Here is a 23,956-nt window from a genome sequence, read left to right as displayed (position 1 = left end):
GCCGTCACTGTGTCTCGTGCAACGGCTGCGGCCTCCATTTCGCAAGCCTGCTTTCGACCAGCGTCATCAGATACTCTGCGCCGAGCGCCACCACCATGACGATGACGATCGCCGCATACATGCCGGCCGCGTCGAACGAGCCCTTGGCGATGTTGATCAAAAGGCCGATGCCGAAGCGCGAGCCGACGAACTCACCGACGATGGCCCCGATGATGGCGAAGCCGAAGCTGACATGCAGGCTGGCGAAGATCCAGCTCATCGCCGAGGGCACGATCACCGAACGGGTCAATTGCCAGTCGGAAGCGCCAAGGATGCGGGCATTGGCGATCATCGCCCTGTCGGCCTCGCGCACGCCCTGGAAGGCGTTGTGGAAGACGACGAAGAACACCATCACGAAAGCAAGCGCCACCTTGGAGGCAAGGCCGAGGCCGAGGATCATGATGAAGATCGGCGCCAGCACGACGCGCGGAATGGAATTGATCACCTTGATGTAGATGGAGAAGATGTCGGCGGCCATGCGGTTGCGGCCGAGCGCGACGCCGATGACGATGCCGGCAACCGAACCGGTGACGAAGCCGAGCACCGATTCCTCCATGGTGACATAGAGGTGGTACCAGAGCGGCCCTTCCGACGTTCCCTCCGTGATCCATTCATAGAGCCGCCCGGCGATCGAGCTCGGCATGGCGTAGAAGAAGGGATCGATCCAGGCCATGCGAGCGGCAATCTCCCACAAGCCGAGGAAGGCGATGAGGATGGCGAAGCGCCAGAAGATGACGGTGCGGCGGCGGTGCGTGGCCGCCCGGGCGGCGGCTGCCTCGATCTCTGCGTCGGAGGTCCCGGGCCTGAAGCTGGCGTTCGCGATGTTGATAGTGGCGTCGGTCATCTCAGCCTCCCCCTCACGCGGCCGCGCGGGCGTAGCTGGTCTCGACCTCTTCCTTGAGGTCGGCCCAGATGGTTCGCGAATAGTCGATGAAGCTCTGCTCGTAGCGGATGTCGGCGACGACGCGCGGGCGCGGCAGGTCGATCGTATAGACGGACTTCACCGTCGCCGGCCCGGCCGTCAGCACATAGACCTTGTCGGCCAGCGCGATCGCTTCCTCGAGATCGTGGGTGACGAAGACCACTGACGCCTTCGCCTCGGACCAAAGCCGCAGCAGTTCCTCATGCATGAGCACGCGGGTCTGCACGTCGAGCGCCGAGAACGGCTCGTCCATCAGCAGGATCTCGGGGCCGTTGATGAAGGTCTGCGCAAGCGCCACGCGCTTGCGCATGCCGCCGGAGAGCTGGTGCGGATAGTGGTGCTCGAAGCGCGCGAGGCCGACCCGAGCCAGCCAGTCGCGAGCCGAAGCCTGTGCCGCAGCCTTCGACCTGCCGCGAAACAGCGGCCCGGCCATGACGTTCTCGATCACGGTACGCCAAGGAAACAGCGCGTCGGTCTGGAACACGAAACCGATGCGCGGGTCAATGCCCTTGACCGGAGCGCCCATGACGCGGACCTCTCCGGCGCTCGGGCTGGCGAGCCCGGTGACGAGGTTGAGCGTCGTCGACTTGCCGCAACCGGTCGGGCCGACAACGGCGACGAATTCGCCGCGCTGCACCGTCATGGTGAAATCGCGGATCGCCGTCAGCGACTTGCCGGTGGGGGAGAGGAAGCGGCGGCTGACATTGATCAGCTCGATCGCCGGAGCGGGTCTTTCGACTGGCATGGTGAAATACTCCAAGGGCCGCGCGATCGCCACGCAGGCGCATCGCCGGACACAGAGACAGTGAGGATACGGGGCGCGATGTCCGGCTTGGACATCGCGCCGGCGGTATCGGCTATTTCACGTTCTTGACGAATTCCGTGGTGTAGGTCTTCGACAGGTCGATCTGCTTGCCCTGCAGTTCCTTCTTGAAGGCCGAGAGAACGGTCAGCACCGTTTCCGGACCGCCTTCCGGCATCACGCCGTCGGCGGTGAACATGGCCTTGCCGGCGTCGAGCGCCTTCACGTAGCCTTGCTCGTCGCCGACATAGTAGTCCTTCGGCATCTTTGCGGCGATCTCCGCGCCGCTATGCGTGTTGATGAATTTCAACGTCTTGACGAAGGCGTTGGCGAGCTTTTGCACAGTGTCCTTGTGCGCGTCGGCCCATTCGGTCTGCATGTAGAGGGAAGCTGCCGGATAGGTGCCGCCGAGCGCGGCCTTGGTGCCTTCCATCGTACGCATGTCGATGAGAACCTTCGCCTCGCCGGTCTTGAGCAGCCGGGTGATCGTCGGTTCGGTCGTCATGCCTGCCTGGATCTTGTCCTGCTGCATGGCGGCGATGAAGGTATTGCCGGCGCCGACCGGAACCGAGGTGAATTCGCCGAGCTTAAGGCCATTTTTGACCGCCAGATATTCGGTCAGGAAGTTGGTCGAGGAGCCTAGGCCGGTCACGCCGAGGCTCATGCCCTTGAAATCGGCAGGCGACTTGATCTCGGGATGCTTGGACGAGACGAGCTCGACCTCGCCGGGCGCCTGGCTGAACTGCACGACGGATTCGACGAACTTGCCCTTGGCCTGCAGGTCGATGCAGTGGTCGTAGAATCCCACCACGCCCTGGACGGCGCCCGCCAGCATCTCGTTTTCGGCGTCGACACCGGCCGGCTCGTTGAGCAGTTCGACGTCGAGGCCCTCGTCCTTGAAATAACCGAGCGCCTCGGCGAGCTTGGCGGGGAGGTAAATCTGCTTCTCGTAGCCGCCTACCATGATTGAGATCTTGTCGGCAGCCGATGCCGTCGTGACGCCCGCGGCAACCATGCCAAGCGTCAACGCCGCCGAACGCAGGGTGCGTTTAGAGATTAAACCGGTCACGTAACTTCCTCCACGTGGGCGACGCGCCGTGCAGGCTGCGCCGCGTTCCTCCTTGCCGGCCCCTCCTGGACCGGTCACGGCAAGCGCCGCCAGGTTGTCATGACATGGCCAAGCTTTCAGCTGGCTTTCAGCCTTTCTAGCAACATTGAAGACCCAGCACATCATGCATGTCGTATTCGCCCGGCCGCCGTCCGGCGACCCAAAGCGCGGCCGCAATGGCGCCGCGCGCGAACATCGAACGGTCGCCGGCGGCATGCGAGAGCGTGAGCGTCTCGCCTTCGGCAAGCAAGCTCACACTATGCTCGCCGACGATGCCGCCGCCGCGCAGCACGGCAAGACCGATTTCGCCAGCGGGGCGCGGGCCGACGAGGCCGTCGCGGGCGCGCTTCGCCACATCGTCGAGTTCGACGCCGCGTCCGCGCGCGGCCGCCTCGCCCAGCATCAGCGCGGTACCGGACGGCGCGTCGACCTTCATGCGGTGATGCGCTTCGAGGATTTCGATGTCGCAGTCGCCTGCGCCCAGCGCCCGCGCCGCCTGCTCGACCAGGCCGGTCAGCATGTTGAGCCCGAGCGAATAGCTGCCCGAGCGCACGATGGCGATCTTCTTCGCCGCCTCGGCAATCGCTTCCAGTTCAGCGCCTTCGAAACCAGTTGAGCCTATCACCAGCGGCGGACCGCCGCGCGCGGCGCAGGCCCTCGCCAATTCGGCGGACGCCGACGGCGTGGTGAAGTCGATGACCACATCTGCAAGCGAAAGCGCCGCGTCGCGCTCGACAAGGCCCTCGCCTGCTCCGCCGGGCCGATGAAAGCGGGCGACGAGCTCCAGTCGCGGATCGGCAAGGACGGCCTGCGCCATCTGCCGCCCCATGCGGCCGAGCGCACCGGCGATGGCTATCCTGAGCGGTTGCAGCATGGCGATTCCTGTCGAAAGGCGAGTCGGAACAAAGCCCTAGCACGCCGCCCTGCCAAATTGATTCAAAGCCGATGCCAGCCAAGGGTGAAGGCGACAGTTTCGACAACCTGACCCTATCGTCCCTGACAATGACGGCTTCGGCAAGATGGGCGATGCGCACGAAAGCCAGCCGCTACTTCGGACTGACTAATCAAGCGCCCTGAGCCACACCTTGTTGTCGTGGACCGCGGCGCCGCCATAGGGTGCCGGGGCATCGGCGCCGGTCAGCACATTGATGCCCTCGCCGCGCTCGTGCGCGCTGTTCGGCCAGATGCCTTCCGCGATCACCACGCCGCGCTTCACGCCGTCGAAGAACCTGGCATGCAGCACCAGGTCGCCGCGCCGGTTGCCGACTTCGACCCGGCTGCCATCCTCGATGCCGAGCGCAGCCGCATCTTCGCGGTGGATGAGCAACTCGGGCCTGCCTTCCTTGGCCTTCGACACCGGCGTCTCGGCGAAGCTGGAATTGAGGAAGTTGCGTGCCGGCGAGGTCGCCAGCCGGAACGGATGCTCCTCATCCGCTTCCTCGATGAGCTCGACGTGGTCGGGGAATTCCGGCAGCCGCTCGACCGGGCCGAACAGGCCCATGCTTTTCGGCGGCCGGTTGGGCGCCGACTGCCCTGTCCAGTTGGGCCGGAAGTGGAATTTCTTGTCGGCATGGCCGAAGCCGTTGATGAAATGCGCGTCGTCGAAGCCTGGCTGCAGGTCGACCCACTTCCGTTCCTTCAGGCTGTCGAAGCTGCCAAGCCCGCGCTTGCCTAGAATGATGTCGATATGCTCGCGCTCGGTCAGGCCGAAGCCCGGACGGTCGCCGACGCCAAGGCGCTTGCCGAGTTCTTCATTGACATAGTGGTTGGTGCGCGGGCCTTCCGGCGGCTCGATCAGCTTGGGGCCGAGCGTGATGTGCTGGTTGCCGCCGCCCTTGTAGATATCGTCATGCTCCAGGAACATCGTCGCCGGCAGCACGACGTCGGCGAGCCTGGCGGTATCGGTCATGAACTGCTCGTGCACGCAGGTGAACAGGTCCTCGCGCAGAAAGCCCTGTTTCACAAGCCGCTGCTCGGGCGCGACATTCGCCGGATTGGTGTTCTGGATCAGCATGGCGGTGACCGGTGGGCCGCCATAGAGCGCGTCTTCGGCTCCGGTGAGCACCGGGCCGATGCGCGAATGGTCGAGATATCGCACCTTTGGGTCGCGCATCGCGGTGCCTTCCAGCACATCCAGGTTCAGCTTGAAGATCCCAGAGTTGGAATGGAAGGCGCCGCCGCCCTCATATTGCCAGGCGCCGGTGACGGCGGCGATGGAGGAAGCGGCGTGCATGTTGACCGAGCCGTTGCGCTGGCGCGCAAAGCCGTAGCCAAGACGGAAATAGGTCTTCTTGGTAGTCCCGACGAGATGCGCCAAAGCCTCGATCTCGGTGACGCTCAAGCCCGTAATGGCGGCCGCCCATTCGGGCGTGCGGGTGCGCAGGTGCTGTTCCAGCCCGCGCGGGTCGTCGGTGTATTTTTCGAGATAGGCGCGATCGGCCATGCCATCGCGAAACAGCACATGCATGACCGCGCAGGCGAGCGCGCCGTCGGTGCCGGGCCTCAGCACAAGGCCGAGATCGGCCTGCTTCATCGTGGCGTTGTCGTAGATGTCGATGACGACGACCTTCGCGCCGCGTTCCTTGCGCGCCCGCATCGCATGGGTCATGACATTGACCTGTGTGACCACGGCGTTGGTGCCCCAGATCACCACGCAATCGGCCTTCGCCATTTCGCGCGGATCGGGGCCGCGCAGCGCCCCCGCACCCATCATCCAGCCGGTCCAGGCGAGATTGGTGCAGATCGAGCCGAAGAAGCCCGAATATCTCTTGGCGTGCCGCAGCCGCTCGATGCCGTCGCGCTGCACCAGCCCCATCGTGCCGGCATAGAAATAAGGCCAGACGGTTTCCGAGCCGTATTTCGCTTCGGCTGCGATGAATTTCTCCGCCACGAGATCGAGCGCTGCTTCCCAGCTCGCTTCCTTCCAGGCGCCTTCGCCCTTGGCGCCGGCGCGCACCAGAGGCTTCAGCAGACGGTCGGGATGGTGGATGCGGTCGGCATAGCGCGCGACCTTCGCGCAGACGACGCCCGCCGTATAGCTGTTCGCCTTGGCGCCATGGACGCGGCCGATGCGGTTGTCGTCCAGCAACTCGACTTCGAGAGCGCAGGTGGAGGGGCAATCATGCGGACAGGCAGAATGGCCAATCCGGAGCTTGGCGTGCTGGTTCATGCGGGGTGTTTAGCGGGTTTTGGCGGAGAGGTGTAGGGCCAGGTAGGCGCCATCCCTCTCCTCTTTTTGCGGAAGAAGGTGGACAACGCCCTACTCCGCGATCCCTTCCTCATACTCCGCCGACATTGTCAGCCACTTGTCCTCGTTCAACGCCAGCGTCTGCGCCAGCTGCGAGCGCTCCTTGGCCAGCCGTGTCGCGGTCGAGGGATCCTTCTCATAGACGGCCGGGTTGGCGAGCTCGTCCTCGATCAGGTCGATGCGCTTGCGGAGCCGGTCCATCAGCGCCTCGGTGGCGCGGATTTCCTTGGCCAAGGGCTCAAGTGCCGCGCGGCGCTGGGCCGCCTCGCGGCGCCGGTCGGCCTTGGAGGCCTTGTCCGCCTCCTTCTGCTCGCGGCGGTTGGACGAGACCCCTGTCACCAGGGTTTTGTAGTCCTCGAGATCGCCGTCATAGGGACTGACCGCGCCGTCCTTGACCAGCCACAGGCGGTCGGCCGTCGCTTCGAGCAGATGGCGGTCGTGCGAGATCAGGATCACGGCGCCCGGAAACTCGTTCAACGCATGGATCAGCGATTCACGGCTGTCGATGTCGAGGTGATTGGTCGGTTCGTCGAGGATGAAGAGGTTCGGACCCTCGAAGGCCGACAGGCCCATCAACAGGCGCGCCTTCTCGCCGCCGGACAGGTCCTTGGCGGCGGTGTTCATCTTTTCGGTCGCCAGGCCGAACTGGGCGACGCGGGCGCGCACCTTGGCCTCGGGCGCGTCCGGCATCAGCCGGCGCACATGCTCATAGGCATTTTCCTCAGGGCGTAGATCGTCGAGCTGATGCTGGGCGAAGATCGCCACCTTCAGGCCCGGCGCGATCGTCATCGAGCCGGTCTCCGGCTTGAGGCGGCCGGCGAGCAGCTTAGCGAAGGTCGACTTGCCGTTGCCGTTGGCGCCGAGCAGAGCGATGCGGTCGTCGGCATCGATGCGCAGCGTCATCTTCCTCAGGATCGGATGGCCGGGCGCGTAGCCGACATCGACGCCGTTCAGCGCCACGATCGGCGAGGCCACCGTCTTGACCGGCTCGGGGAAGGAGAACGGGCGCACCGTGTCATTCACCACCGCGGCGATCGGCTTGAGCTTCTCCAGCGCCTTCAGGCGCGACTGCGCCTGCCTTGCCTTCGAAGCCTTGGCGCGGAAACGCTCGACGAAGGACTCCATGTGCTTGCGCTGGGCTTCCTGCTTCACGCGGCTCTTCTCCTGCAGTTCGCGCTGCTCGGTCAGTTGCCGCTCGAACTGGTCATAGCCGCCGCGCCAGAAGGTGAGCTTCTTCTGGTCGAGATGGACGATCGAGTTGACGGCGCGGTTGAGCAGGTCGCGGTCGTGCGAGATCAGCAGGACCGTGTGCGGATATCTGGAGACGTAGTTCTCCAGCCAAAGCGTACCTTCGAGATCGAGATAGTTCGTCGGCTCGTCGAGCAACAGCAGGTCGGGCTGGGAGAAGAGCACGGCGGCCAAAGCCACGCGCATGCGCCAACCGCCGGAGAAGGACGAAGCCGGACGTCTTTGCGCTGCATCGTCGAAGCCGAGGCCGGCCAGGATGGTTGCGGCGCGGGATTCGGCCGAATGGGCGTCGATGTCGGCCAGCCGCGTGTGGATCTCCGCGATGCGGTGCGGATCGGTGGCGGTCTTCTCCTCCTCGAGCAGCGCCTGGCGCTCGACATCGGCCTTGAGCACGATCTCGATCAGGGGCTCCTCGGTGCCGGGCGCTTCTTGCGCCACCTGGCCGATGCGGGTGTTCTTCGGCAGGCTGATCGAGCCGGTCTCGGACGGGAAATCGCCGGTGATCGCCTTGAACAGCGTGGTCTTGCCGGTGCCGTTGCGGCCGACGAGACCGGCCTTGGTGCCGGCCGGCAGGGTCAGTGAGGCATGATCGAGAAGCAGCCGCCCCGCCATGCGCAGCGTAAGGTCGTTGATGATAAGCATAAGCGGCTTTTGCACGGGAGATCGGCGCTTCGCAAGAGCCAGCAACCGGATCAGCCCCGCGCGAACCGGCCGGGAAAAGCCCGCCGGATTGGAACCAGTTGACGGCCAGAGCGTTTTTACGCCCGTGATCCGCTATCTCGCCCTCGCCTTCATTTTCTTCCAGGTCGCCACGACGGCCGCGCTGGCGACGCAAGTGGTTTTGTTCGAGAGCGGGGCGGTCGACGTGCTTCCCAACTGAGGACGCGCGGCCATTGCCGACCTCCTCTTAGCGAGGCAAGATCATTCCCCTACCCGATCGTCGCTGGTCGGACTTGCCTCGTTGCATCGCGGATCTGGCTTTGATGCCGTCATCTTCTCAACCTATGCAGGCGCAAGTTTGCGGAGCCGATTCAAACATGTCTCGCAATGCGTCCGGGTTTTGCCGGCCTGCAACGGCCAAAATGCCTGCAGCATGATGATCGATGAGATCAAGCGCGGCTGCGCCATGATCGGCAAGGACAATCCGCCGGCCTTCTGTTCCGCCTACAAGGGGTGAGAAAATCGCCAGCGGGCGGCTGCGTCAGGCGCCCTTTTCCTGGGGTCGCCCCTGCGGTTCAGGATGGCGTGGCGTTCAGCCTTCGCAACGGGTCGAGGGAGTTCCGATAGCCGCGCCATGACGATGGCGCGGCGACCCGCTGCCCAGGGCAGTACTTCGGTCCGGCCTCAGCCCTTGCCTTTGCGCTTGCCCTTCGGTGCATCGCCGGCGGGCTTGCGGCCGAGGCCGGACGATTTGGCCAGCGCCGAGCGGGTGGCCGAATAGCTTGGCGCCACCATCGGATAGTCGGCCGGCAGGCTCCATTTGGCGCGGTATTCATCCGGCGTCAGGCCGTGGTCGGTTGCAAGGTGGCGCTTCAACGACTTGAATTTCTTTCCATCCTCCAGGCAGACGATGTGATCGGGGAAGACCGAGCGCTTCGGGTTGACGGCCGGCGTCAGCGTCACAGCCTCCTTGACGACGCTGCCGCTGGCGAGCTTGCGCACCGAGGCGCTGACGCTGGCGATCAGGTCAGGCAGGCCAGAGGCCGGGAGCGGATTGTTGCCCACATAGGCCGAGACAATGTCGGCGGTCAGTTCAATTGCAGTCTTGTCGTCGATATTGGACAATTTTTTCACCTTCTGCTGGCCTTCAAATCGCCAGGCGTTCTTTAAGACTTTGGTCGGTGTATCGAAATGGACCTGTCCCCCAACGGACCGTCCACAGTCAGTAAAGCTACTAGACTCAATACCAGGTGAGGTTTCTACGCGACCTGCAAACGCGCAAGTTAGGAATTCTAATAGCTATAGCTGGCATTTTATAGCACCAGCGGTCAGCTTGCACGCGCAAAATGCGCTATAGCATTTCGATTTTACCTGGGGTTGCTGGATAATCGAAGTTCAACCCAAGTTCCGGCACGGCAAGGCTAATCGGCACGCCGAACAGTCGAGAGTGCGCGAATCGGCGGCGGCGTGGCAAACCGCTCATTTGCCGGCGACGCCGCGCCTGACATCCGCCGGCGGCCTGTCCGCAAGGATATCCAACACCCGTTTCCAGCGCGCACAGCGGGCGAAATCCTTTTGTTCGATGGCCTTTTCCGCCTTCATGGCGGCATAGAGCGGCGCTTCCGCGCCGAATTCCCTGACCAGCCAATGGGCTTCCTGCCTGGCTCGGCGTTCGTCATCGTCATCGGGCATTCTAGACATCGTGCCTGGTCTCCATACCTTCGATGCCGACCGCAAGGCCGCTGCCAATGACGAGGACAGCGCCGACAACCGCCTCCATCGACAGGCGTTCGCCCGAGAGCGTCAGCAGAAACGTGGAGGCGATCGGCGTCAGATAGGACAGGACCGCTATCCTGCCACCCTGATCGAGCTTTGCCGCACGCGACCAGAAATAGTATCCGAGCCCCATCGGGCCGGCGCCGAGACAGAGGCCAAGCAGACAGTGCGCGCCGGTCAGGCGCACAATGCCAGCGTGCAGACACCATGCAAATGCGAGCGCGACGCCGATCAGCGCCGAAGGCAAAAGCAGGCGCTCCGGCGGCACGTCAAGATGGCCGACGGTGAGCGAGTAGAAGGCCATGCAGAGCGCCGAGCCGGAAGCGGCGAGATAGCCGGCGGCGCTGCCGCCTTCGAACCAGGCCTGCGCCCGCCCTCCGGAAATCACCAGCGCCACGCCGACGAAGCCAAGGGCCGCGGCCAGAGCGAGCAGCAGCGGCCGGCGCGGCCGGCCGAGCAGGATGACCGCCGCGGCGGTCATCAGCGGCCATGTGTATGCTACGAGGTTCGCCTCGATAACCGGCATCGAGGCAAAGGCGATGTATTGCAGGATCATCGTGCCGACGAGACCGATGAAGCCGACGACGTAGGCGAGCGCGGCTCTCCCCTTCTCCTTTTGTTGTGCCAGAAGGGGAGAAGGAGAAGTTCTTTTCAGCCTTATCAGTGCGAAGACCAGGGCTGCGCCGCAAAACTGCAGGAACTGCACTTGCGGCACCGGATAGAAGGCAAGCAGTGCCTTGCCGACCAGGGCGTTGGTCGCCCACAGCGCCACGGCACCGAGGGCGAAGGCAAGCCCCACCCAGCGAGCGGCGGAGCAGCTTCGACGTTCCTGCTCGACCGGGCCGAGCGACGCCTGAGGCCGCCCCCCGGTTGAATCATGGTTCGCTACCACGACTCCCTCGCCCCGCCTGAAATGGTTTCGCTGGCAGGCTTCGGCGCCGGATGCTCCTCGGCAAAGCGCCGATAGGCGGGCAGCTGGTTGGTCCAGACATCCTCGGCCAGCTCGTCCACCCAGGCACGGTCATGGTCGTTGTCGGCGGCAAGGTAGAACATGCGGTTGTCGTCGACATAGGGTTTGGTCGCCGAGCGCTGGTTGAGCACCAGGGTGACGCGTTCGCCGAGTTGGATCGGCGCGGTGCGGTGGAGCACGCCCAGGAACTGGCCGAGCGTGGCGTAGTTCATCCTGTGGTCAATGCGCATGATCTTGTTGCGTGGCAGGTCATGGCCGGATTCCAGGATCGAGCGGCCGGTCTCGGAATCGTCACAATAGATTTCAAGATGGCCGCCAATGAGCGGCTCGCTGATCGACAGCGGTATGAGCTCCGTCACAGGAACACCGTCACAATGCCATTCGACCGCGCCATCCCTGGGGTTCATGAAGGTGACGGTCGAACCGACGATCGACAGCGGATACGGCTCGAGCTTGGTGCCCATCATGTCAGACAGCCTTTCCAGGCGCAGCTTGTCGTGCAATAGCTCCCTGATCTCCGGAATGTAGCGGTCGGCACCGGTTATGAAGGTCAGGTCGAGATGCTTGTGCACGGCATGGCTGGCCTTCAGTTTCAAAGCAGCCTCCTCAATGGCGGCAAGCAAATCGAGATCATAGCCGTGACGATACTGGGCAACACCGAAAGTCGACACTTTCCAAGCGGTCTCATGACCAATGATGGCCTCGCGGCTCATTGCACAACGCAGTTCGGGAATTGTGTGGGCGTTCATTCTGTTTCTCCAAGATGGGGGCAACACTTGGTAAACAGTCATTTAAACGCCCACCCTGTAAAATTAGGAATGCTGGTGCTAGCGTAAGCCCAGCTTAAGGTCCGAGCCACGTGCGTCTGCTCAGTCAGGTCAATCTCAACTCGCTGAAAATCGTGGAAAGCGCCGCGAGGCACAGGAATTTCACGCGCGCCGGCGAGGAGCAGTTCATCACCGCGTCCGCCGTGAGCCAGCGCGTGAAGAGCCTGGAGGATCAACTGCGCTTCAAGATCTTCGAGCGCGGCGGCAACGCGGTGTCGCTGACGCCGGAGGGCGAGACATATGTGGCGCGCGTGCGCGAGGCGCTCGAGCGGATCGTTGCGGCCAGCATGGAGGCCACCGGCCAGTCGCAGGCGCATGTGCTTCGCATCTGCGTGCTGCCGACCTTCGCGGCGCGCTGGCTGTTTCCAAGGCTGTCCACCTTCCAGCAACAACATCCCGAAATCGAGATGCGGGTGTCGACTTCCTACGCCACGCACGAATTCTCGACCTCGGAATACGATCTCGAGATCCGCTATGGCGACGGCAATTTCCCTGGCCTCATCTCGGACTTGCTTTTCAAGGAAGACCTGACGCCGGTTTGCAGCCGCAAACTGTTTCACCAGGTTCTAGGCGACAAGCCGCTGTCCAAGGTGACGCCGGAAGATCTGCGCTTTTTCACGCTGCTTCACTCCGACACCTGCACCCAGAACTGGCAGTCGTGGCTGGGGTTTGCCGGCGCCAGCTTCGTGCTTGGCGAGACCAGGAGCGTCTATTTCGATTCCTGCATGATGTCCTACGAGGCGGCCAATGCCGGCATGGGGTTCGCCGTCGCCAACCGCGCCTATATGGCAAGCGACATCCGAGCCGAAAGGCTGGTGGCCCCCTTCGCGGTCCATCATCCCAACACGGCCGGATGGTATTTCGTAAGCCCCATCAAGGCGCTTGGCGCGCGCAAGGTGGAACTCTTCAAGCATTGGATCATGGCCGAAGCGGCGCTGACGCAGCGCCAGTTGGACATGGAGATCGCAGGCGGACAGCCGGGACGATCGGCGATGGGGTGAAGCCCGACATCGCTGGCCGCCGAGGGCCCGAGAAGACGGACCGCGCCGGAATTTAAGGATTTCCCGGTGATTTCCTCGCAGGTGCGTAGCGCTACCGCGATCGCACCATGACGCAAGGTCGAGACTCAGCTATCTTGATTTGCGCGGCGGGCCTGATTTCCCGCTTGGCCGGCGCTATCGAGCTTCCTCCCAAGCAGCGCCGGCCTTCTTCGTTCAAGGCCGACAAATCAACCCGCCCTGCCCTATTGCTTCGTACCCTGCTGGTCGCCGCCCGTGGTGGATTTCGGCACCGGGTTCTTGTCCACCTGAGGGTTCTGGTTGACTTCATCGCCGGGCGCCTTGGTGGGCTGCACGCTGTTGTCGCAGGCGGCGAGCGCGAGCCCTGCCGCAAGAGCCAGCAGCACAGGAACCTTCGTCATGACGACCTCCTCTCCTTCGCCCCTTGCATGATTGGCAAACGAGGCGGTGGCGGATTGGTTGCGCGTGGGGGGAACCAACCGGCCCGCCCCCGGTTGAAAGCCAAACTAACCGCACGAGGAGACGATGATGATCCGCCTGCTGCTTACCGGCCTTTTCGCCTATACCGCTTATCGCGTTGCCGTGAGGATGATTGATGAGGTGCCCGGCAATGTCGCGCCGCTGGACATGCCAGGCGACGAGAGGCGCAATCTGAGGCGGCAGTCGGCAGCGATGGGAGTGGCGCCGAGGCGGTAGTTTTAGCCGCGGGCAGGTTACCTGTCTCGCCGGCTCTTACCGGTCACGAGCGCCAGAGGCGAGATCAGCTATATTGCGAACAAAGCAGAAACGATGCTTGATGGGCGATGAACATCGCCGCCCATGATTCGTCCTTCGAGACGCCCGCCTATCTTGCCCGGCTGAATGACGAGCAGCGGGTGGCGGTGGTGCATGGCGACGGCAAGGTGGCCGCGCCGCTGCTGGTGATCGCGGGCGCCGGCTCCGGCAAGACCAACACACTGGCGCATCGCGTCGCCCATCTCATTGTCAAGGGCGCCGATCCGCGCCGCATCCTGCTGATGACATTTTCCCGCCGGGCAGCCGCCGAGATGGCCAAGCGCGTCGAGCGCATCGCCGGCGAAGTGCTGGGGCGCGATGCCGCGATCATCGCCGACGCCCTCGCCTGGGCCGGCACCTTCCACGGCATCGGTGCAAGGCTCTTGCGCGACTATGCCGAGCAGATCGGCCTCGACCCGGCCTTCACCATCCATGACCGCGAGGATTCCGCCGACCTGATGAACCTTGCCCGGCACGAGCTGGGATTGTCGAAAACCGAAAGCCGCTTTCCGACCAAAGGCACCTGCCTGCAGATCTATTCGCGGGCGGTGAACGCGCAGGCGCCGCTCGGCGAAGTGCTGGGCTCGGCCTTCCCATGGTGCGCGGCGTGGGCGGATCAACTGAAGGAGCTTTTCGCTGCCTATGTCGAGGCCAAGCAGGCGCAGAACGTGCTCGACTACGACGACCTCCTGCTCTACTGGGCGCAGATGGCGGCCGAGCCGGAGATCGCCGCTCACCTCGGTTCCCGCTTCGACCACGTGCTGGTCGACGAGTACCAGGACACCAACCGGCTGCAGGCCTCGATCCTCCTGGCGCTGAAGCCGGACGGCGCGGGCCTGACCGTGGTGGGCGACGACGCGCAGTCGATCTATTCCTTCCGCGCGGCGGAAGTGCGCAACATCCTCGATTTCCCGAAGCAGTTCGCGCAAGGCGCGGAGATCGTCATGCTCGAGCGCAACTACCGCTCGACCGAGACGATCCTGGCCGCCGCCAACAAGGTCATCGGCGAGGCAAGCGAGCGCTTCACCAAGAATCTGTGGACCGAGCGCCGGTCGTCGCACAAGCCGCAACTGGTAAGCGTGCGCGACGAGGTCGAACAGGCGAACTATGTCTGCCAGGCGATCCTGGCCGAACGCGAGGCAGGCACGGCGCTGAAGGCGCAGGCGGTGCTGTTTCGCACATCGAGCCATAGCGGGCCGCTGGAGGTGGAGCTGACGCGACGCAACATCCCCTTCGTCAAATTCGGCGGGCTGAAATTCCTCGACGCCGCCCATGTGAAGGACATGCTGGCGATGCTGCGCTTCGCCGAGAACCCGCGCGACCGCGTCGCCGGTTTTCGGGTGCTGCAGCTGATGCCGGGCATCGGGCCGTCCGCCGCCTCGCAGATCGTGGACACCATGGCGACGTCGCTCGACGAGACGCTGGGCCTCGCCCGCTTCCGGCCGCCGCAGCGCGCCGCTGAAGCCTGGCCGGCGTTCCTCGACATCTATGGCGGGCTGCGCGCCGGCGCCAACTGGCCCGCCGACCTCGAACGGATCAGGCTCTGGTACGAGCCGCATCTGGAGCGCATCCATGAGGACGCGATCACGCGTCGGGCCGATCTCCTCCAGCTCGAACAGATCGCCTCGACCTATCCGTCGCGCGAACGCTTCCTGACCGAGCTCACCCTCGACCCGCCCGACGCCACCAGCGACCAGGCCGGGCCGCCCCATCGCGACGAGGATTATCTCATCCTGTCGACCATCCATTCGGCCAAGGGCCAGGAGTGGAAGAACGTGTTCGTGCTCAACACGGTCGACGGCTGCATCCCGGCCGATCTCGGCGTCGGCACCAAGGAGGACATCGAGGAGGAGCGGCGCCTGCTCTATGTGGCGATGACGAGGGCCAAGGACAGCCTGCATCTCGTCGTGCCGCAACGCTTCTATCCGCACAACCAGCCGGCGCGCGGGGACCGCCATGTCTATGCCTCGCGCACCCGCTTCATCCCGGCCTCGATGCTCTCGGCCTTCGAGCAATCGTCCTGGGCAAGCGCTGCGCTCAAGGACGATCCGCGCCAGAAGCCGGGCGTCAAGGTCGACCTCGGCGCCCGCATGCGCGGCATGTGGAAATAGGACGCCGGCTGAGCGGCAACCAAAGGTCAGGATCGGCGTTCTTCAAGGCGACCGGCCTGAGTGGCCGCTATTGTGCTGGCACCAAACGGAACTTGACGATGGACCCGACCGCTGTGGCTATGATCCTGCTTTCCTGCGGCACCGGAATGCAGACCTGCCATGTGGCCGATACGCGCCCGGCAATCTATGCGGGCATGGAGCAGTGCGCCGCAGCTCTTTCCGTCCGCCTCGAAGGCACGGGGATGGTCGGCAGATGCCAGCCGGTGGCGGGGGTTGCCCCGGGCAACGGGGTTGCCTTGGTGCGCGTCGTCAGAGGGAGCGGCTCGCGCACAGTGTCGTCCGACTATCTGGTGCAACGCCTCGATGAGGCCGGCAGCCATTAGCCCTATATGTTGCGGTATTTAAATCTAACTTTCAATAGATCTGTAATCCCCGTATCTCCTTACAATAATTTTGCGTCAACACATGACATTTCGGAACATTAAGCCGTCCTTGTCATTTCTATACGCAAATCTTATTCGAGGAGCTCATTATGAAGACACTTATACTGGCCGCGATGGCGGCTGCGATTTCGTTTTCCACCCTTGCCGTAACCTCGGTGCCGTCACAGGCGGCCAGCGTGGTCATCAAGACGGATAACGACAATATGCGTCACCGCGATTGGCGGCACCATCACCGCGACCGCGAGCACTGGCGTCATTGGAAGAATGCCCGCAAGTGCCGCGTGAAGGTTGAGCGGCACTGGCGCCACGGCCAAATGGTCGTCCGCAAAGTGACGGTCTGCAAGACCCGTAACAACTGGTAGTGCCGCCCGACAAGGGCGGGCGCGTGCGGGCTCCCGATGCCATGACGGCGGCCCGCGCGCTGCTTTATGAGAGGGACGCCATCCTGTCGGGATAGTCAGTCCGGCGCGGACGCTGCAATGAACAGATGGCCTTTGCATTCGGCGTAGCGGAACCTTGTAGCACGAGGCGCGTTGTCGAGCCGTCCTACCCCAAGATCGGAAGATGCCCGCCGCCTTCCGCGCCATTTCGTGAGGTCCGAATGTACGACAGGATGTTCTTCACCCCGGTCGCCGTCAGCGTGGGCGCCGGCCACAAGCGCATGATCGCCTCGTTGTTCGACATGCATGACTTCCTCACCGAGTTCCCACCGTCGCGCCGGCGCCTCAGCTACGGCATCGCGGTGAAGGCTTGCGAGGCTGCGCGGAACGGAGAGATCCCGGTCGAAGCCGCGCGCGACGCGCTGATCACCTTCGGGGCGACCGCCGGCATATTGTGGCCTTCGGAGCAGCCTGCTGTCTCGGTCAAGCCCGTGGCGCGGGGCTATGGCGGTTTTGCCGCCTGAACCTACGGCAAGGACTTCCGCGACAACCCGCCGGCAAACGGCGTGCCTTCCATGCGCGTGCTGGACTTGATGTAGACCGACTGCCGGTGAGTGACAGCGCTCCGGCAGTTGGCTGCCGCGAAATGCGATGGGCGCTTCGGCCCACCGCCAATCTTTGCGAAACCGGCAGGTGCTAGTGCATAGTGCCGCCGCCATCGCCGGCAAGCACGCCGCGCTGGCTTTCGAAGCTCACCTGGTCACGACCGTTGGACTTGGCCTTGTAGAGATGGCGGTCGGCCACCTGGAACATATCGTGATAGGTGGTTGGACCGCTGAACGCGATGCCGCCGATGCTGACGGAAAGCGGCCACGGCCGACCCTCGGGCGCAAACTCGGCCTCGCGGATGCGACGCCTGATCGATTCGGCGACGAGGAAGGAGCGCGTGGCGTCGGCGCCGGGCAGAAAGACCGCGAATTCCTCACCGCCGATGCGCCCGACAATGTCGGCGCCGTGCAATTGCCCCTTGATGGTCTGGGCGATCAATCTCAGCGCCTGGTCGCCGCAATCGTGACCCAGTCGGTCGTTGATCGACTTGAAGTGGTCGGCATCGACGATCAGCAGCGCACCGGTATCGGCGACGGCCTGGCTGCGCGCCTGCTCGAGATAAGCCTCGACCAGCATCGAGAAGGCGCCACGGTTGAAGACGGCGGTCAGGCTGTCGGTCGCTGCGATGACGCCGAGCTCTTTCTGCGTGATCGCCAGCTGGCGCATCTTCCACATCAGGAAGAACAAAAACGAACCGCCGAGCAAGAGCGGCAGGAAGAGATCCGTGAGTTGCGCCCAGAGCAGGGCCTGCGGTGATAGCGAGGGAAAATTGAAGGAATCGACGAAGAAGGCGACGGCAATGAAAAACGCGGTGCCGGCGGCGGTGGCCACCAGTACCCTGCCCCAGCTTGTCGGGGACAAATCGATGCGCATGCCGTTGCTCCCGTAACGTCAGGCCATGATGCAGCGAGCAAGGCAAACGAACTGCTAACATATGCGCCTGACTGCGAACTTGGTTAATTCTCATCCAGCGGCGCCATGCGGAGCGGCCACGCAGACCGGCTCCGCACCCGATGCACAAGCAGGAGCCCGCCACGGATGCGGCGGGCTTCCGGCCGGAGGTTTTCGTCAGCGTCGCGGACCGCGGCCGGCGGCGCATCAGGACAGTGTATGGCGCCTGGACCTGACGCAAAATCCCGCCGAACTTCGGCTCGGACCATTCATCATCGGCGCGCGATCATCAGGCAGAGAGCCCTGAGGTCGCTGTCATACGTGCCTTCGCTGGAAAGCACGTCGGCGCAGCGCTTCTTCATGCGCGCGAGCTGAGTGCCCGACATATTGGCGATGGCCCCAGGCAGCCCCGGTTTGGTTGGATTGCTGGGATTGGACGGGTTGCTTGGGTTGGTCGGGTCATTGCCGATGCCAACGCCCAGGCCGACATCGACCCCATTGCCGACACTGGCGCCGACGCCGGCATTGACGCCGTTCCCGATATTGGCGCCGAGGCCGGCGTTTACGCCTTGCGAGCCGCCGACAGAGGCGCCGAGGCCTGCATTGACGCCACCCGAACCGCCTATGGATGCACCGGCGCCGGCATTGATTCCTCCCGAGCCGCCTACCGAGGCGCCAACGCCGGCATTGACGCCGCCCGAGCCTCCGACAGAGGCGCCAACGCCGGCATTGACGCCGCCGGCACCGCCGACCGAGGCGCCCACGCCGAGACCAGCCGCGTTCGCGGGCATGGCCAAAATAGCGACAATCGAACCGTAGGAAAGGGTTCTGGCGATAGTCATTACAATACTTGACATGACAGTCTCCTCATTGATCTCACTACCTGCTGCATTGGACTGCACCGGCTTGAGCACCGGCGCGGCCCCGAGCATAAATACCTACGTTGAACCCCCCTCAAGGTTTCACCGCCTTATTGCAAGAATAGGTTGTAGTTTTCCGATGATATATATCAGAGCTAAAAATATACGATAATTTAGTTCAAATCTTACCTTCTGAATCCTGCCAATAAGCCGGCTTCAGACGGCGTTACGGAACAGGAATACCGGCTAAGCCATTGGCATTCGGCTCAACGCTCGATTGAAACCGCTTCCACGGATGCAAGAGTTTGCCGTGACAACCTCAGGCGTAAGCGCGGCCTTCCTCGGAGCGCTGGAACAGCATCAGGTCGAGCGGCACCGAAGGCCGGCCGAGCACCGTCAGCACCATATGCGCCTGGCCGCGATGATGGGTCTGATGATTGAAGAAGTGGCTGAGCGCGGGCGGAAGCCGCTGCGAGACGGTGCGCATGTCGACCGTCATGTAGGAGAAACGGCCGGCAAGCGCCTTGTCGCTCATGCCGCGCATCCAGTCGACAATCCTCCTGTCCTCGGCCTCGCGCGCCAATCTCAGGGCCGGCAAGGCGCCGTAGAGGATAGCGGCGGTGCTGGATGGCGCGTCGCCCTCACCGGTGAAGCGCTTCATCCAGACGCGATCGACGGCAAGCAAATGATTGAGCGTGCCAAGCAGCGAGCCGAAGACGGCGCCGACGTTACGACCGAGCTGGTCCTCGTCAAGATCGGCGGCGGCATCGTAGAGGCGTCCGTTGGCCCATTGATTGTAGGCCGCAAACATCATGAAATGCTGCTTCATTCTTCCCACCCGGCTCATCGCGAATCCGGGCTCTTCGTAACCCGCAGCGACGGACCCGCCAATGACCATTCTGCTCTACGACCTCGTCGGCCGCGACGCCGCCCGCCCGTTCAGCCCGCATTGCTGGAAGATCAGGATGGCATTGGCGCATAAGGGGCTCGCCGTCACCAAGGTGCCGACGCGCTTCCTCGAAGTGCCTGCAGTCGAGGGTGGCGCGTCGAAGACGGTGCCGGTGATCCGCGACGGCGAGCGCGTGGTGGCCGATTCCTTCGCGATCGCGCTCTATCTCGACGAGGCCTATCCGGAGCTGCCGACGCTGTTTTCCGGCGAGGGCGGCAAGGCGATGGCGCGCTTCATCGAGCGCTGGTCGCAACTCACCATTCACCCCTATATCACCAGCGTGGCGCTTCTTGACCTGCACGGCATGCAGGACGGACCGAACGCCGCCTATTTCCGCGAGAACCGCGAGCAGCGGCTGGGCAAGCGGCTGGAAGAGGTGGTGGCCGGCCGCGACGCCGGGCTCGCGGGCTTCCGCGCCTCGCTGGAGCCGCTGCGCTCGATGCTGACCTACCAACCCTTCATCGGCGGGGCATCGCCGCTTTTTGCCGACTACATCGTGTTCGGAGCGCTGCAGTGGGCGCGCATCGCCTCGCCCTACCGGTTGCTCGACGACACCGACAGTGTCGGGCAATGGTTCGAGCGCTGCCTCGACCTGCATGGCGGGATCGGGCGGCAGGTCCCGGCGGCGGCGTGATGGGCGCGAGCGTCGGGACCGCCATTTTGCGATACGAGACGCAGGCCGAGATCTGGGTCTATCCCGGCAAGGGCGGCTGGCATTTCATAACGGTGCCGACCGAAGTCGCGGCACCGATCAAGGCCGCGATGGCGGGACTTGCGCGCCCATGGGGCTCGCTCGGCATCACGGCGGTGATCGGCAAGACCAGATGGCAAACGTCGCTCTTTCCCGACAAGGCGTCCTGCGGCCTGCTGCTGCCGATCAAGGCCTCGGTGCGCCAGCGAGAGGGCCTCAAGGCCGGCGACGCGCCGACGCTGACCATCGAGATCGCGCTATAGCGTCTACTTCGGGGCGCCCTTGTCACGCGCCTCCCCATTCGGCGCATTGCGGATGGCCAGCCTGACGCAGATCGGATCGCCTTGCCCCATGCGCGCGCATTGCCACTCCGGCCCGAAGCCGAAGTTCTGGTCGGCGCGCTGCTCAAAGAAAAGCAGGGCAAGAACGACTGCGGCGCAAAACACGGCCACGACAAGAAGACCGGCCATGTCGCCGCGCGTGAAATAGCGCCGGTTCATCGCCTCAGGCTCCGCTGCCGCAACGCGCCTGGGTTCGATGCGAAGCGCGTTCGCAGCGCCCAATTATCCCGCAAAGGCCTCGTCTTGACCAGAAGGCGCCTCCCCTTGGCAAGCCGCTGGGCGGCTTGTATAGAGCCCGCCACTCCAATTTCCATTCCCAGAACAAGGACGACCCTATGGCGATCGAACGCACCTTCTCCATGATCAAGCCGGACGCGACCAGGCGCAACCTGACCGGCGCCATCACCAAGATGCTGGAAGACGCCGGCCTGCGCGTCGTCGCATCGCGCCGCGTGTGGATGAGCCGCCGCGAGGCCGAGGGTTTCTACGCCGTTCACAAGGATCGCCCGTTCTTCGGCGAACTGGTGGAATTCATGTCGTCGGCGCCGACCGTCGTGCAGGTGCTGGAAGGCGAGAACGCCATCGCCAGGAACCGCGAAGTGATGGGCGCCACCAACCCGGCCAATGCCGCCGAGGGCACCATCCGCAAGGTGCACGCGCTGTCGATCGGCGAGAACTCGGTGCACGGCTCGGATGCTCCGGAAACCGCCGCGCAGGAAATCAAGTACTGGTTCTCGGATACCGAGATCGTCGGCTGAGCCAATCGGTCGGAACCAAAAAGGGCCGGCGCTTTGCCGGCCCTTTGTTTTTTGAACTCAGTCGCCGTCGCCGTAGCGGATGACCTCGACCTTCTCCCGGGTTATCAGGCAGCTCTTCGCCTTGGTCAACGCCTTGATCTCGGGGATCAGCGCGTCGATCTTCTCCGGGGCGTCGACGATCTCGACCACGATGGGGAGGTCCTGCGACAGGCGCAGGATCTTGGCGGTGTGCAGCACGCTCGATCGGCCGAAGCCGAGCGGGCCCCTCAGCACCGTGGCGCCGGCCATGCCGGTCTCGCGCGCCTTGATGACGATAGCTTCGTGCAAGGGCTTGCCGTCGGCTGCCCTGTCGTCCTCGCCGAAGAAGATCCTGAGCAGCGCGCATTGCGCGGGAAGTTCCATGTTTTCCTCCCTTGTTACCTGCCGGCCGGCAAGCGGTTGAGCCTGGACGCCATGAGATAGCCCAGCCAGGCGGCGGCGAGCGAAAGCCCGACCACACTGACGAGATAGGTCGCGGCCAGCGGCAAGTCGCCCTCGAACAGCAGGATGAACGTATCGAGGCTCATCGCCGAAAACGTGGTGAGTCCGCCGCAGAAGCCCGCCATGACGAAATTGCGGCTGGCCGGACCGATCATCATGCGCCCGTCCGGTCCGGTCAGCGTGGCGAAGGCCGTGATGATCCAAGAGCCGACGACATTGACGAACGCGGTCGAATAGAGCGCGTCCAGGCCGAGCAGCGAGACGATGACATAGCCCGACAGGAAGCGGGCAAGCGAGCCGATCGCCGCGCCGCAGCCGACCGCCAGATAAAGCCGCGTTGCCGCCTGCCTGTCCGTCATCGCTCAGCCCGCCACCCAGACGGCCCAACGGAAGCCGAGAGCAACGAACAACACACACAAGACCGACGAGGCGACGACGTTGAAGGCGGCGAGCCGCCCCTCGCCGTCAAGCGCCAGGTTGAGCGTCTGCAGGCAGAAGGACGACACCGTGGTGTAGCCGCCGAACAGGCCGACGACGACCAGGTCGCGCACGAGATCGCTGGCGAAGACGCCGCCGACCGACCGCGCCGCGCCCGCGAAGGCACCGATGGCAAGGGCGCCGGAAACGTTGACCGCCAGCGTGCCCCAGGGAAAGGTCTCGCCGACGCCACGGCCGACCACGCCGGAGAGGAAGAAGCGGGAGACGCCGCCGAGGAAACCGCCGATCAGGACCAGGGCGCAAGCCGCAAGGGTCATCGCTTCAATGCCTTTCCTAACGCGATTCCGCACCGGAATCACTTCGCGAGATCAGGCATGATGCGAGCGGGAAAAACAAATCCTGCCGCGCGAGAGAGCACGCCTGGCAGGAGTCATCAGCCCGGAAGGGCGGTTTTGGGGGAACCCCATCCCCATTTTTCGTGCGAGCCTAGGCGGTTGTCGCGATGGCGTCAATTGGTACGGAGCGTTCATGCGCCGGAGGAATATCGGGGCATGACCAGGGGCGGATTGGCATCGAATGTCGCGAGCGTCGGCGGCAGCTCGATCCAGCAGCCGGGACCCGGTCCATCCTGCCTCTGCTTCAGGATCCGCTCGCCGGCGATGCGGCCTATCTCGTGCGGATCCTGATCGATCGAGGCTATGTGCCTGCCGCTTAGCAGCGGAATCTCCTTGAGATCGAAGCCGATGATGCCGATGTCGTCCTTGCGCCCAGGGGCGGCGTCCTCGAGCGCCTTGATCGAGCCGACGGCCATCAAATTGTTGGTGACGAAAAGGGAATCGAAGGCGGTCCGCTCCTCCAGGATGCGCCGCATCGCGAGGTAGCCGCCGTCGATGCGGTTGTTCGCGTGCTCGATGCGGACGATATCCAGGTCCCGCTTCTGCGTCGCCGCCTCGACAAAGCCTTGCAGGCGCGCGTCGCTGGTGGGATTCAGAGGGCCGGCAATGCAAACGGCCTTGCGGAAGCCCAGCCCGTCGAGATGCCCGGCCGCGAGCGCGCCGCCCGATAGATTGTTGGTCAAGATTGTGTCGTAAGCGTTGCCCGGCAGGGCGCGGTCGACGATGACCAGCGGAATTCCAGCCTCGGCCACCTTTGTCAAGTCGGTCGCGTCCGACGACGGCGCGATCACGACACCGCCTACCCTCTCGGCGAGGGCGACATCGAGGTAGTGCCTCTCCTTCTGAGGATCGTCATCAGAGCTGCCGATAAAAACGCAGGTATCGCGCGGCCGACAAACCTGCTCGAGGCCACGCGCCAGGCGCGTGAAAAACGTGTTCTCGAAGTCGGGAACGATCAACGCCCACAGATGCGAAGCCGAGGTGCGCATGCGCTGCGCTGTGCGGCTCGGCCTGTATCCCAGTTGCGCCACCGACGCCTTCACCCGCTCCGCGAGGTCCTCGCGCACTTTGAGGCCGTTGACGACGCGCGAGACCGTGGCTGCCGAAACCCCGGCGTGACGGGCTACATCGTAGATCGTTGCGGTCAACTCGTTTTCCAAAGTCGGTGATGTTGAGCCTCGGCCGACCGGCAATAGCCGGCCGAGGCATAATTATGAA

The 23,956-nt window shown here is 64.0% G+C and carries 29 protein-coding genes and 1 riboswitch; of the genes, 10 read left to right on the top strand and 19 right to left on the bottom strand.

The window, feature by feature from the left end:
- Positions 1-4: 4 nt before the first annotated feature.
- From ACR64R_RS03815 to ACR64R_RS03790, 6 genes are all read right to left on the bottom strand, one after another.
- Positions 5-883: an ABC transporter permease gene (locus ACR64R_RS03815; protein WP_487360360.1), complete on the bottom strand. Its 879-nt coding sequence runs from the start codon at positions 881-883 to the stop codon at positions 5-7.
- Positions 884-896: 13 nt separating this feature from the next.
- Positions 897-1,706, bottom strand: coding sequence for an ABC transporter ATP-binding protein (locus tag ACR64R_RS03810; RefSeq protein ID WP_487360359.1), 810 nt, complete (start codon positions 1,704-1,706; stop codon positions 897-899).
- Positions 1,707-1,818: 112 nt separating this feature from the next.
- Positions 1,819-2,778 (bottom strand): ABC transporter substrate-binding protein, encoded by a 960-nt coding sequence (locus ACR64R_RS03805; protein WP_487362370.1) that lies wholly within the window; start codon positions 2,776-2,778, stop codon positions 1,819-1,821.
- Between the two features lie 190 nt (positions 2,779-2,968).
- Entirely contained in the window at positions 2,969-3,745 is a 777-nt protein-coding gene (dapB, locus tag ACR64R_RS03800; protein WP_487360358.1) for a 4-hydroxy-tetrahydrodipicolinate reductase, read from the bottom strand.
- A 186-nt stretch (positions 3,746-3,931) separates the two neighbouring features.
- Complete coding sequence (locus tag ACR64R_RS03795) at positions 3,932-6,040, bottom strand: molybdopterin oxidoreductase family protein (RefSeq protein ID WP_487360357.1); 2,109 nt, start codon at positions 6,038-6,040, stop codon at positions 3,932-3,934.
- A 90-nt stretch (positions 6,041-6,130) separates the two neighbouring features.
- Positions 6,131-8,008 (bottom strand): ABC-F family ATP-binding cassette domain-containing protein, encoded by a 1,878-nt coding sequence (locus tag ACR64R_RS03790; RefSeq protein ID WP_487360356.1) that lies wholly within the window; start codon positions 8,006-8,008, stop codon positions 6,131-6,133.
- Between the two features lie 88 nt (positions 8,009-8,096).
- Between ACR64R_RS03790 and ACR64R_RS03785 the strand changes: the two genes are divergently transcribed.
- Complete coding sequence (locus ACR64R_RS03785) at positions 8,097-8,246, top strand: hypothetical protein (RefSeq protein ID WP_487360355.1); 150 nt, start codon at positions 8,097-8,099, stop codon at positions 8,244-8,246.
- Between the two features lie 464 nt (positions 8,247-8,710).
- Here the strand turns inward: ACR64R_RS03785 and ACR64R_RS03780 are convergent, their stop codons facing one another.
- The 4 genes from ACR64R_RS03780 to ACR64R_RS03765 form a co-directional block, all read right to left on the bottom strand.
- Complete coding sequence (locus ACR64R_RS03780) at positions 8,711-9,151, bottom strand: Ros/MucR family transcriptional regulator (protein ID WP_487360354.1); 441 nt, start codon at positions 9,149-9,151, stop codon at positions 8,711-8,713.
- Positions 9,152-9,505: 354 nt separating this feature from the next.
- Positions 9,506-9,718, bottom strand: a complete 213-nt coding sequence (locus tag ACR64R_RS03775; RefSeq protein WP_487360353.1) for a hypothetical protein — start codon at positions 9,716-9,718, stop codon at positions 9,506-9,508.
- A 1-nt stretch (position 9,719) separates the two neighbouring features.
- Positions 9,720-10,601: a DMT family transporter gene (locus ACR64R_RS03770; RefSeq protein ID WP_487362369.1), complete on the bottom strand. Its 882-nt coding sequence runs from the start codon at positions 10,599-10,601 to the stop codon at positions 9,720-9,722.
- An 86-nt stretch (positions 10,602-10,687) separates the two neighbouring features.
- Positions 10,688-11,521 carry a hypothetical protein gene (locus ACR64R_RS03765; RefSeq protein WP_487360352.1) on the bottom strand — a complete coding sequence of 278 codons (834 nt, stop codon included), beginning with the start codon at positions 11,519-11,521 and terminating at the stop codon, positions 10,688-10,690.
- Positions 11,522-11,631: 110 nt separating this feature from the next.
- On the opposite strand from ACR64R_RS03765, the gene ACR64R_RS03760 reads away from it, so the two are divergent.
- Positions 11,632-12,600: a LysR substrate-binding domain-containing protein gene (locus ACR64R_RS03760; protein ID WP_487360351.1), complete on the top strand. Its 969-nt coding sequence runs from the start codon at positions 11,632-11,634 to the stop codon at positions 12,598-12,600.
- Positions 12,601-12,842: 242 nt separating this feature from the next.
- On the opposite strand, the gene ACR64R_RS03755 is transcribed toward ACR64R_RS03760, so the two are convergent.
- On the bottom strand, positions 12,843-13,019 hold the full coding sequence (locus tag ACR64R_RS03755) for a hypothetical protein (RefSeq protein ID WP_487360350.1): 177 nt from the start codon (positions 13,017-13,019) through the stop codon (positions 12,843-12,845).
- 127 nt (positions 13,020-13,146) lie between these two features.
- On the opposite strand from ACR64R_RS03755, the gene ACR64R_RS03750 reads away from it, so the two are divergent.
- From ACR64R_RS03750 to ACR64R_RS03730, 5 genes are all read left to right on the top strand, one after another.
- The gene (locus tag ACR64R_RS03750; protein WP_487360349.1) at positions 13,147-13,314 is read left to right on the top strand and encodes a hypothetical protein; all 168 of its coding nucleotides are present in this window, start codon (positions 13,147-13,149) and stop codon (positions 13,312-13,314) included.
- A 107-nt stretch (positions 13,315-13,421) separates the two neighbouring features.
- Complete coding sequence (locus ACR64R_RS03745) at positions 13,422-15,503, top strand: ATP-dependent helicase (protein WP_487360348.1); 2,082 nt, start codon at positions 13,422-13,424, stop codon at positions 15,501-15,503.
- 98 nt (positions 15,504-15,601) lie between these two features.
- A complete protein-coding gene (locus ACR64R_RS03740; RefSeq protein WP_487360347.1) occupies positions 15,602-15,886 on the top strand; it encodes a hypothetical protein in 285 nt (94 codons plus the stop codon).
- A 149-nt stretch (positions 15,887-16,035) separates the two neighbouring features.
- A complete protein-coding gene (locus ACR64R_RS03735; RefSeq protein ID WP_487360346.1) occupies positions 16,036-16,308 on the top strand; it encodes a hypothetical protein in 273 nt (90 codons plus the stop codon).
- Between the two features lie 239 nt (positions 16,309-16,547).
- Positions 16,548-16,850: a DUF982 domain-containing protein gene (locus ACR64R_RS03730; RefSeq protein WP_487360345.1), complete on the top strand. Its 303-nt coding sequence runs from the start codon at positions 16,548-16,550 to the stop codon at positions 16,848-16,850.
- A 172-nt stretch (positions 16,851-17,022) separates the two neighbouring features.
- Here ACR64R_RS03730 and ACR64R_RS03725 read toward each other — a convergent pair whose 3' ends face one another.
- The 3 genes from ACR64R_RS03725 to ACR64R_RS03715 form a co-directional block, all read right to left on the bottom strand.
- The gene (locus ACR64R_RS03725) at positions 17,023-17,808 is read right to left on the bottom strand and encodes a GGDEF domain-containing protein (protein ID WP_487360344.1); all 786 of its coding nucleotides are present in this window, start codon (positions 17,806-17,808) and stop codon (positions 17,023-17,025) included.
- Between the two features lie 290 nt (positions 17,809-18,098).
- Positions 18,099-18,683, bottom strand: a complete 585-nt coding sequence (locus ACR64R_RS03720; RefSeq protein ID WP_487360343.1) for a hypothetical protein — start codon at positions 18,681-18,683, stop codon at positions 18,099-18,101.
- A gap of 322 nt (positions 18,684-19,005) precedes the next feature.
- Complete coding sequence (locus ACR64R_RS03715) at positions 19,006-19,515, bottom strand: DinB family protein (protein ID WP_487360342.1); 510 nt, start codon at positions 19,513-19,515, stop codon at positions 19,006-19,008.
- A gap of 61 nt (positions 19,516-19,576) precedes the next feature.
- On the opposite strand from ACR64R_RS03715, the gene ACR64R_RS03710 reads away from it, so the two are divergent.
- Together ACR64R_RS03710 and ACR64R_RS03705 are read left to right on the top strand one after the other, a co-directional pair.
- A complete protein-coding gene (locus tag ACR64R_RS03710; RefSeq protein WP_487360341.1) occupies positions 19,577-20,269 on the top strand; it encodes a glutathione S-transferase family protein in 693 nt (230 codons plus the stop codon).
- Positions 20,269-20,589, top strand: coding sequence for a DUF1905 domain-containing protein (locus ACR64R_RS03705; RefSeq protein ID WP_487360340.1), 321 nt, complete (start codon positions 20,269-20,271; stop codon positions 20,587-20,589). The genes ACR64R_RS03710 and ACR64R_RS03705 overlap by 1 nt, the downstream gene beginning before the upstream one ends.
- A gap of 3 nt (positions 20,590-20,592) precedes the next feature.
- Here the strand turns inward: ACR64R_RS03705 and ACR64R_RS03700 are convergent, their stop codons facing one another.
- Entirely contained in the window at positions 20,593-20,826 is a 234-nt protein-coding gene (locus tag ACR64R_RS03700; protein WP_487360339.1) for a hypothetical protein, read from the bottom strand.
- A gap of 176 nt (positions 20,827-21,002) precedes the next feature.
- On the opposite strand from ACR64R_RS03700, the gene ndk reads away from it, so the two are divergent.
- Entirely contained in the window at positions 21,003-21,425 is a 423-nt protein-coding gene (ndk, locus tag ACR64R_RS03695) for a nucleoside-diphosphate kinase (protein ID WP_487360338.1), read from the top strand.
- 57 nt (positions 21,426-21,482) lie between these two features.
- Here the strand turns inward: ndk and ACR64R_RS03690 are convergent, their stop codons facing one another.
- The 4 genes from ACR64R_RS03690 to ACR64R_RS03675 all read right to left on the bottom strand — a co-directional run bounded on the left by ACR64R_RS03690 (position 21,483) and on the right by ACR64R_RS03675 (position 23,886).
- Positions 21,483-21,827 carry a DUF190 domain-containing protein gene (locus ACR64R_RS03690; RefSeq protein ID WP_487360337.1) on the bottom strand — a complete coding sequence of 115 codons (345 nt, stop codon included), beginning with the start codon at positions 21,825-21,827 and terminating at the stop codon, positions 21,483-21,485.
- Positions 21,828-21,841: 14 nt separating this feature from the next.
- Complete coding sequence (gene crcB, locus ACR64R_RS03685) at positions 21,842-22,264, bottom strand: fluoride efflux transporter CrcB (RefSeq protein ID WP_487360336.1); 423 nt, start codon at positions 22,262-22,264, stop codon at positions 21,842-21,844.
- Positions 22,265-22,267: 3 nt separating this feature from the next.
- The gene (gene crcB, locus ACR64R_RS03680; protein ID WP_487360335.1) at positions 22,268-22,660 is read right to left on the bottom strand and encodes a fluoride efflux transporter CrcB; all 393 of its coding nucleotides are present in this window, start codon (positions 22,658-22,660) and stop codon (positions 22,268-22,270) included.
- A 100-nt stretch (positions 22,661-22,760) separates the two neighbouring features.
- Positions 22,761-22,823, bottom strand: a riboswitch (Fluoride riboswitch).
- Between the two features lie 46 nt (positions 22,824-22,869).
- Positions 22,870-23,886 carry a LacI family DNA-binding transcriptional regulator gene (locus tag ACR64R_RS03675; RefSeq protein ID WP_487360334.1) on the bottom strand — a complete coding sequence of 339 codons (1,017 nt, stop codon included), beginning with the start codon at positions 23,884-23,886 and terminating at the stop codon, positions 22,870-22,872.
- Positions 23,887-23,956 lie beyond the last annotated feature (70 nt).

This window comes from Mesorhizobium sp. MC2-1-1 (genome assembly GCF_057597255.1).
Note: the sequence above shows the minus strand (reverse complement) of the source record. Positions and strands in the feature narration are given on the sequence as shown.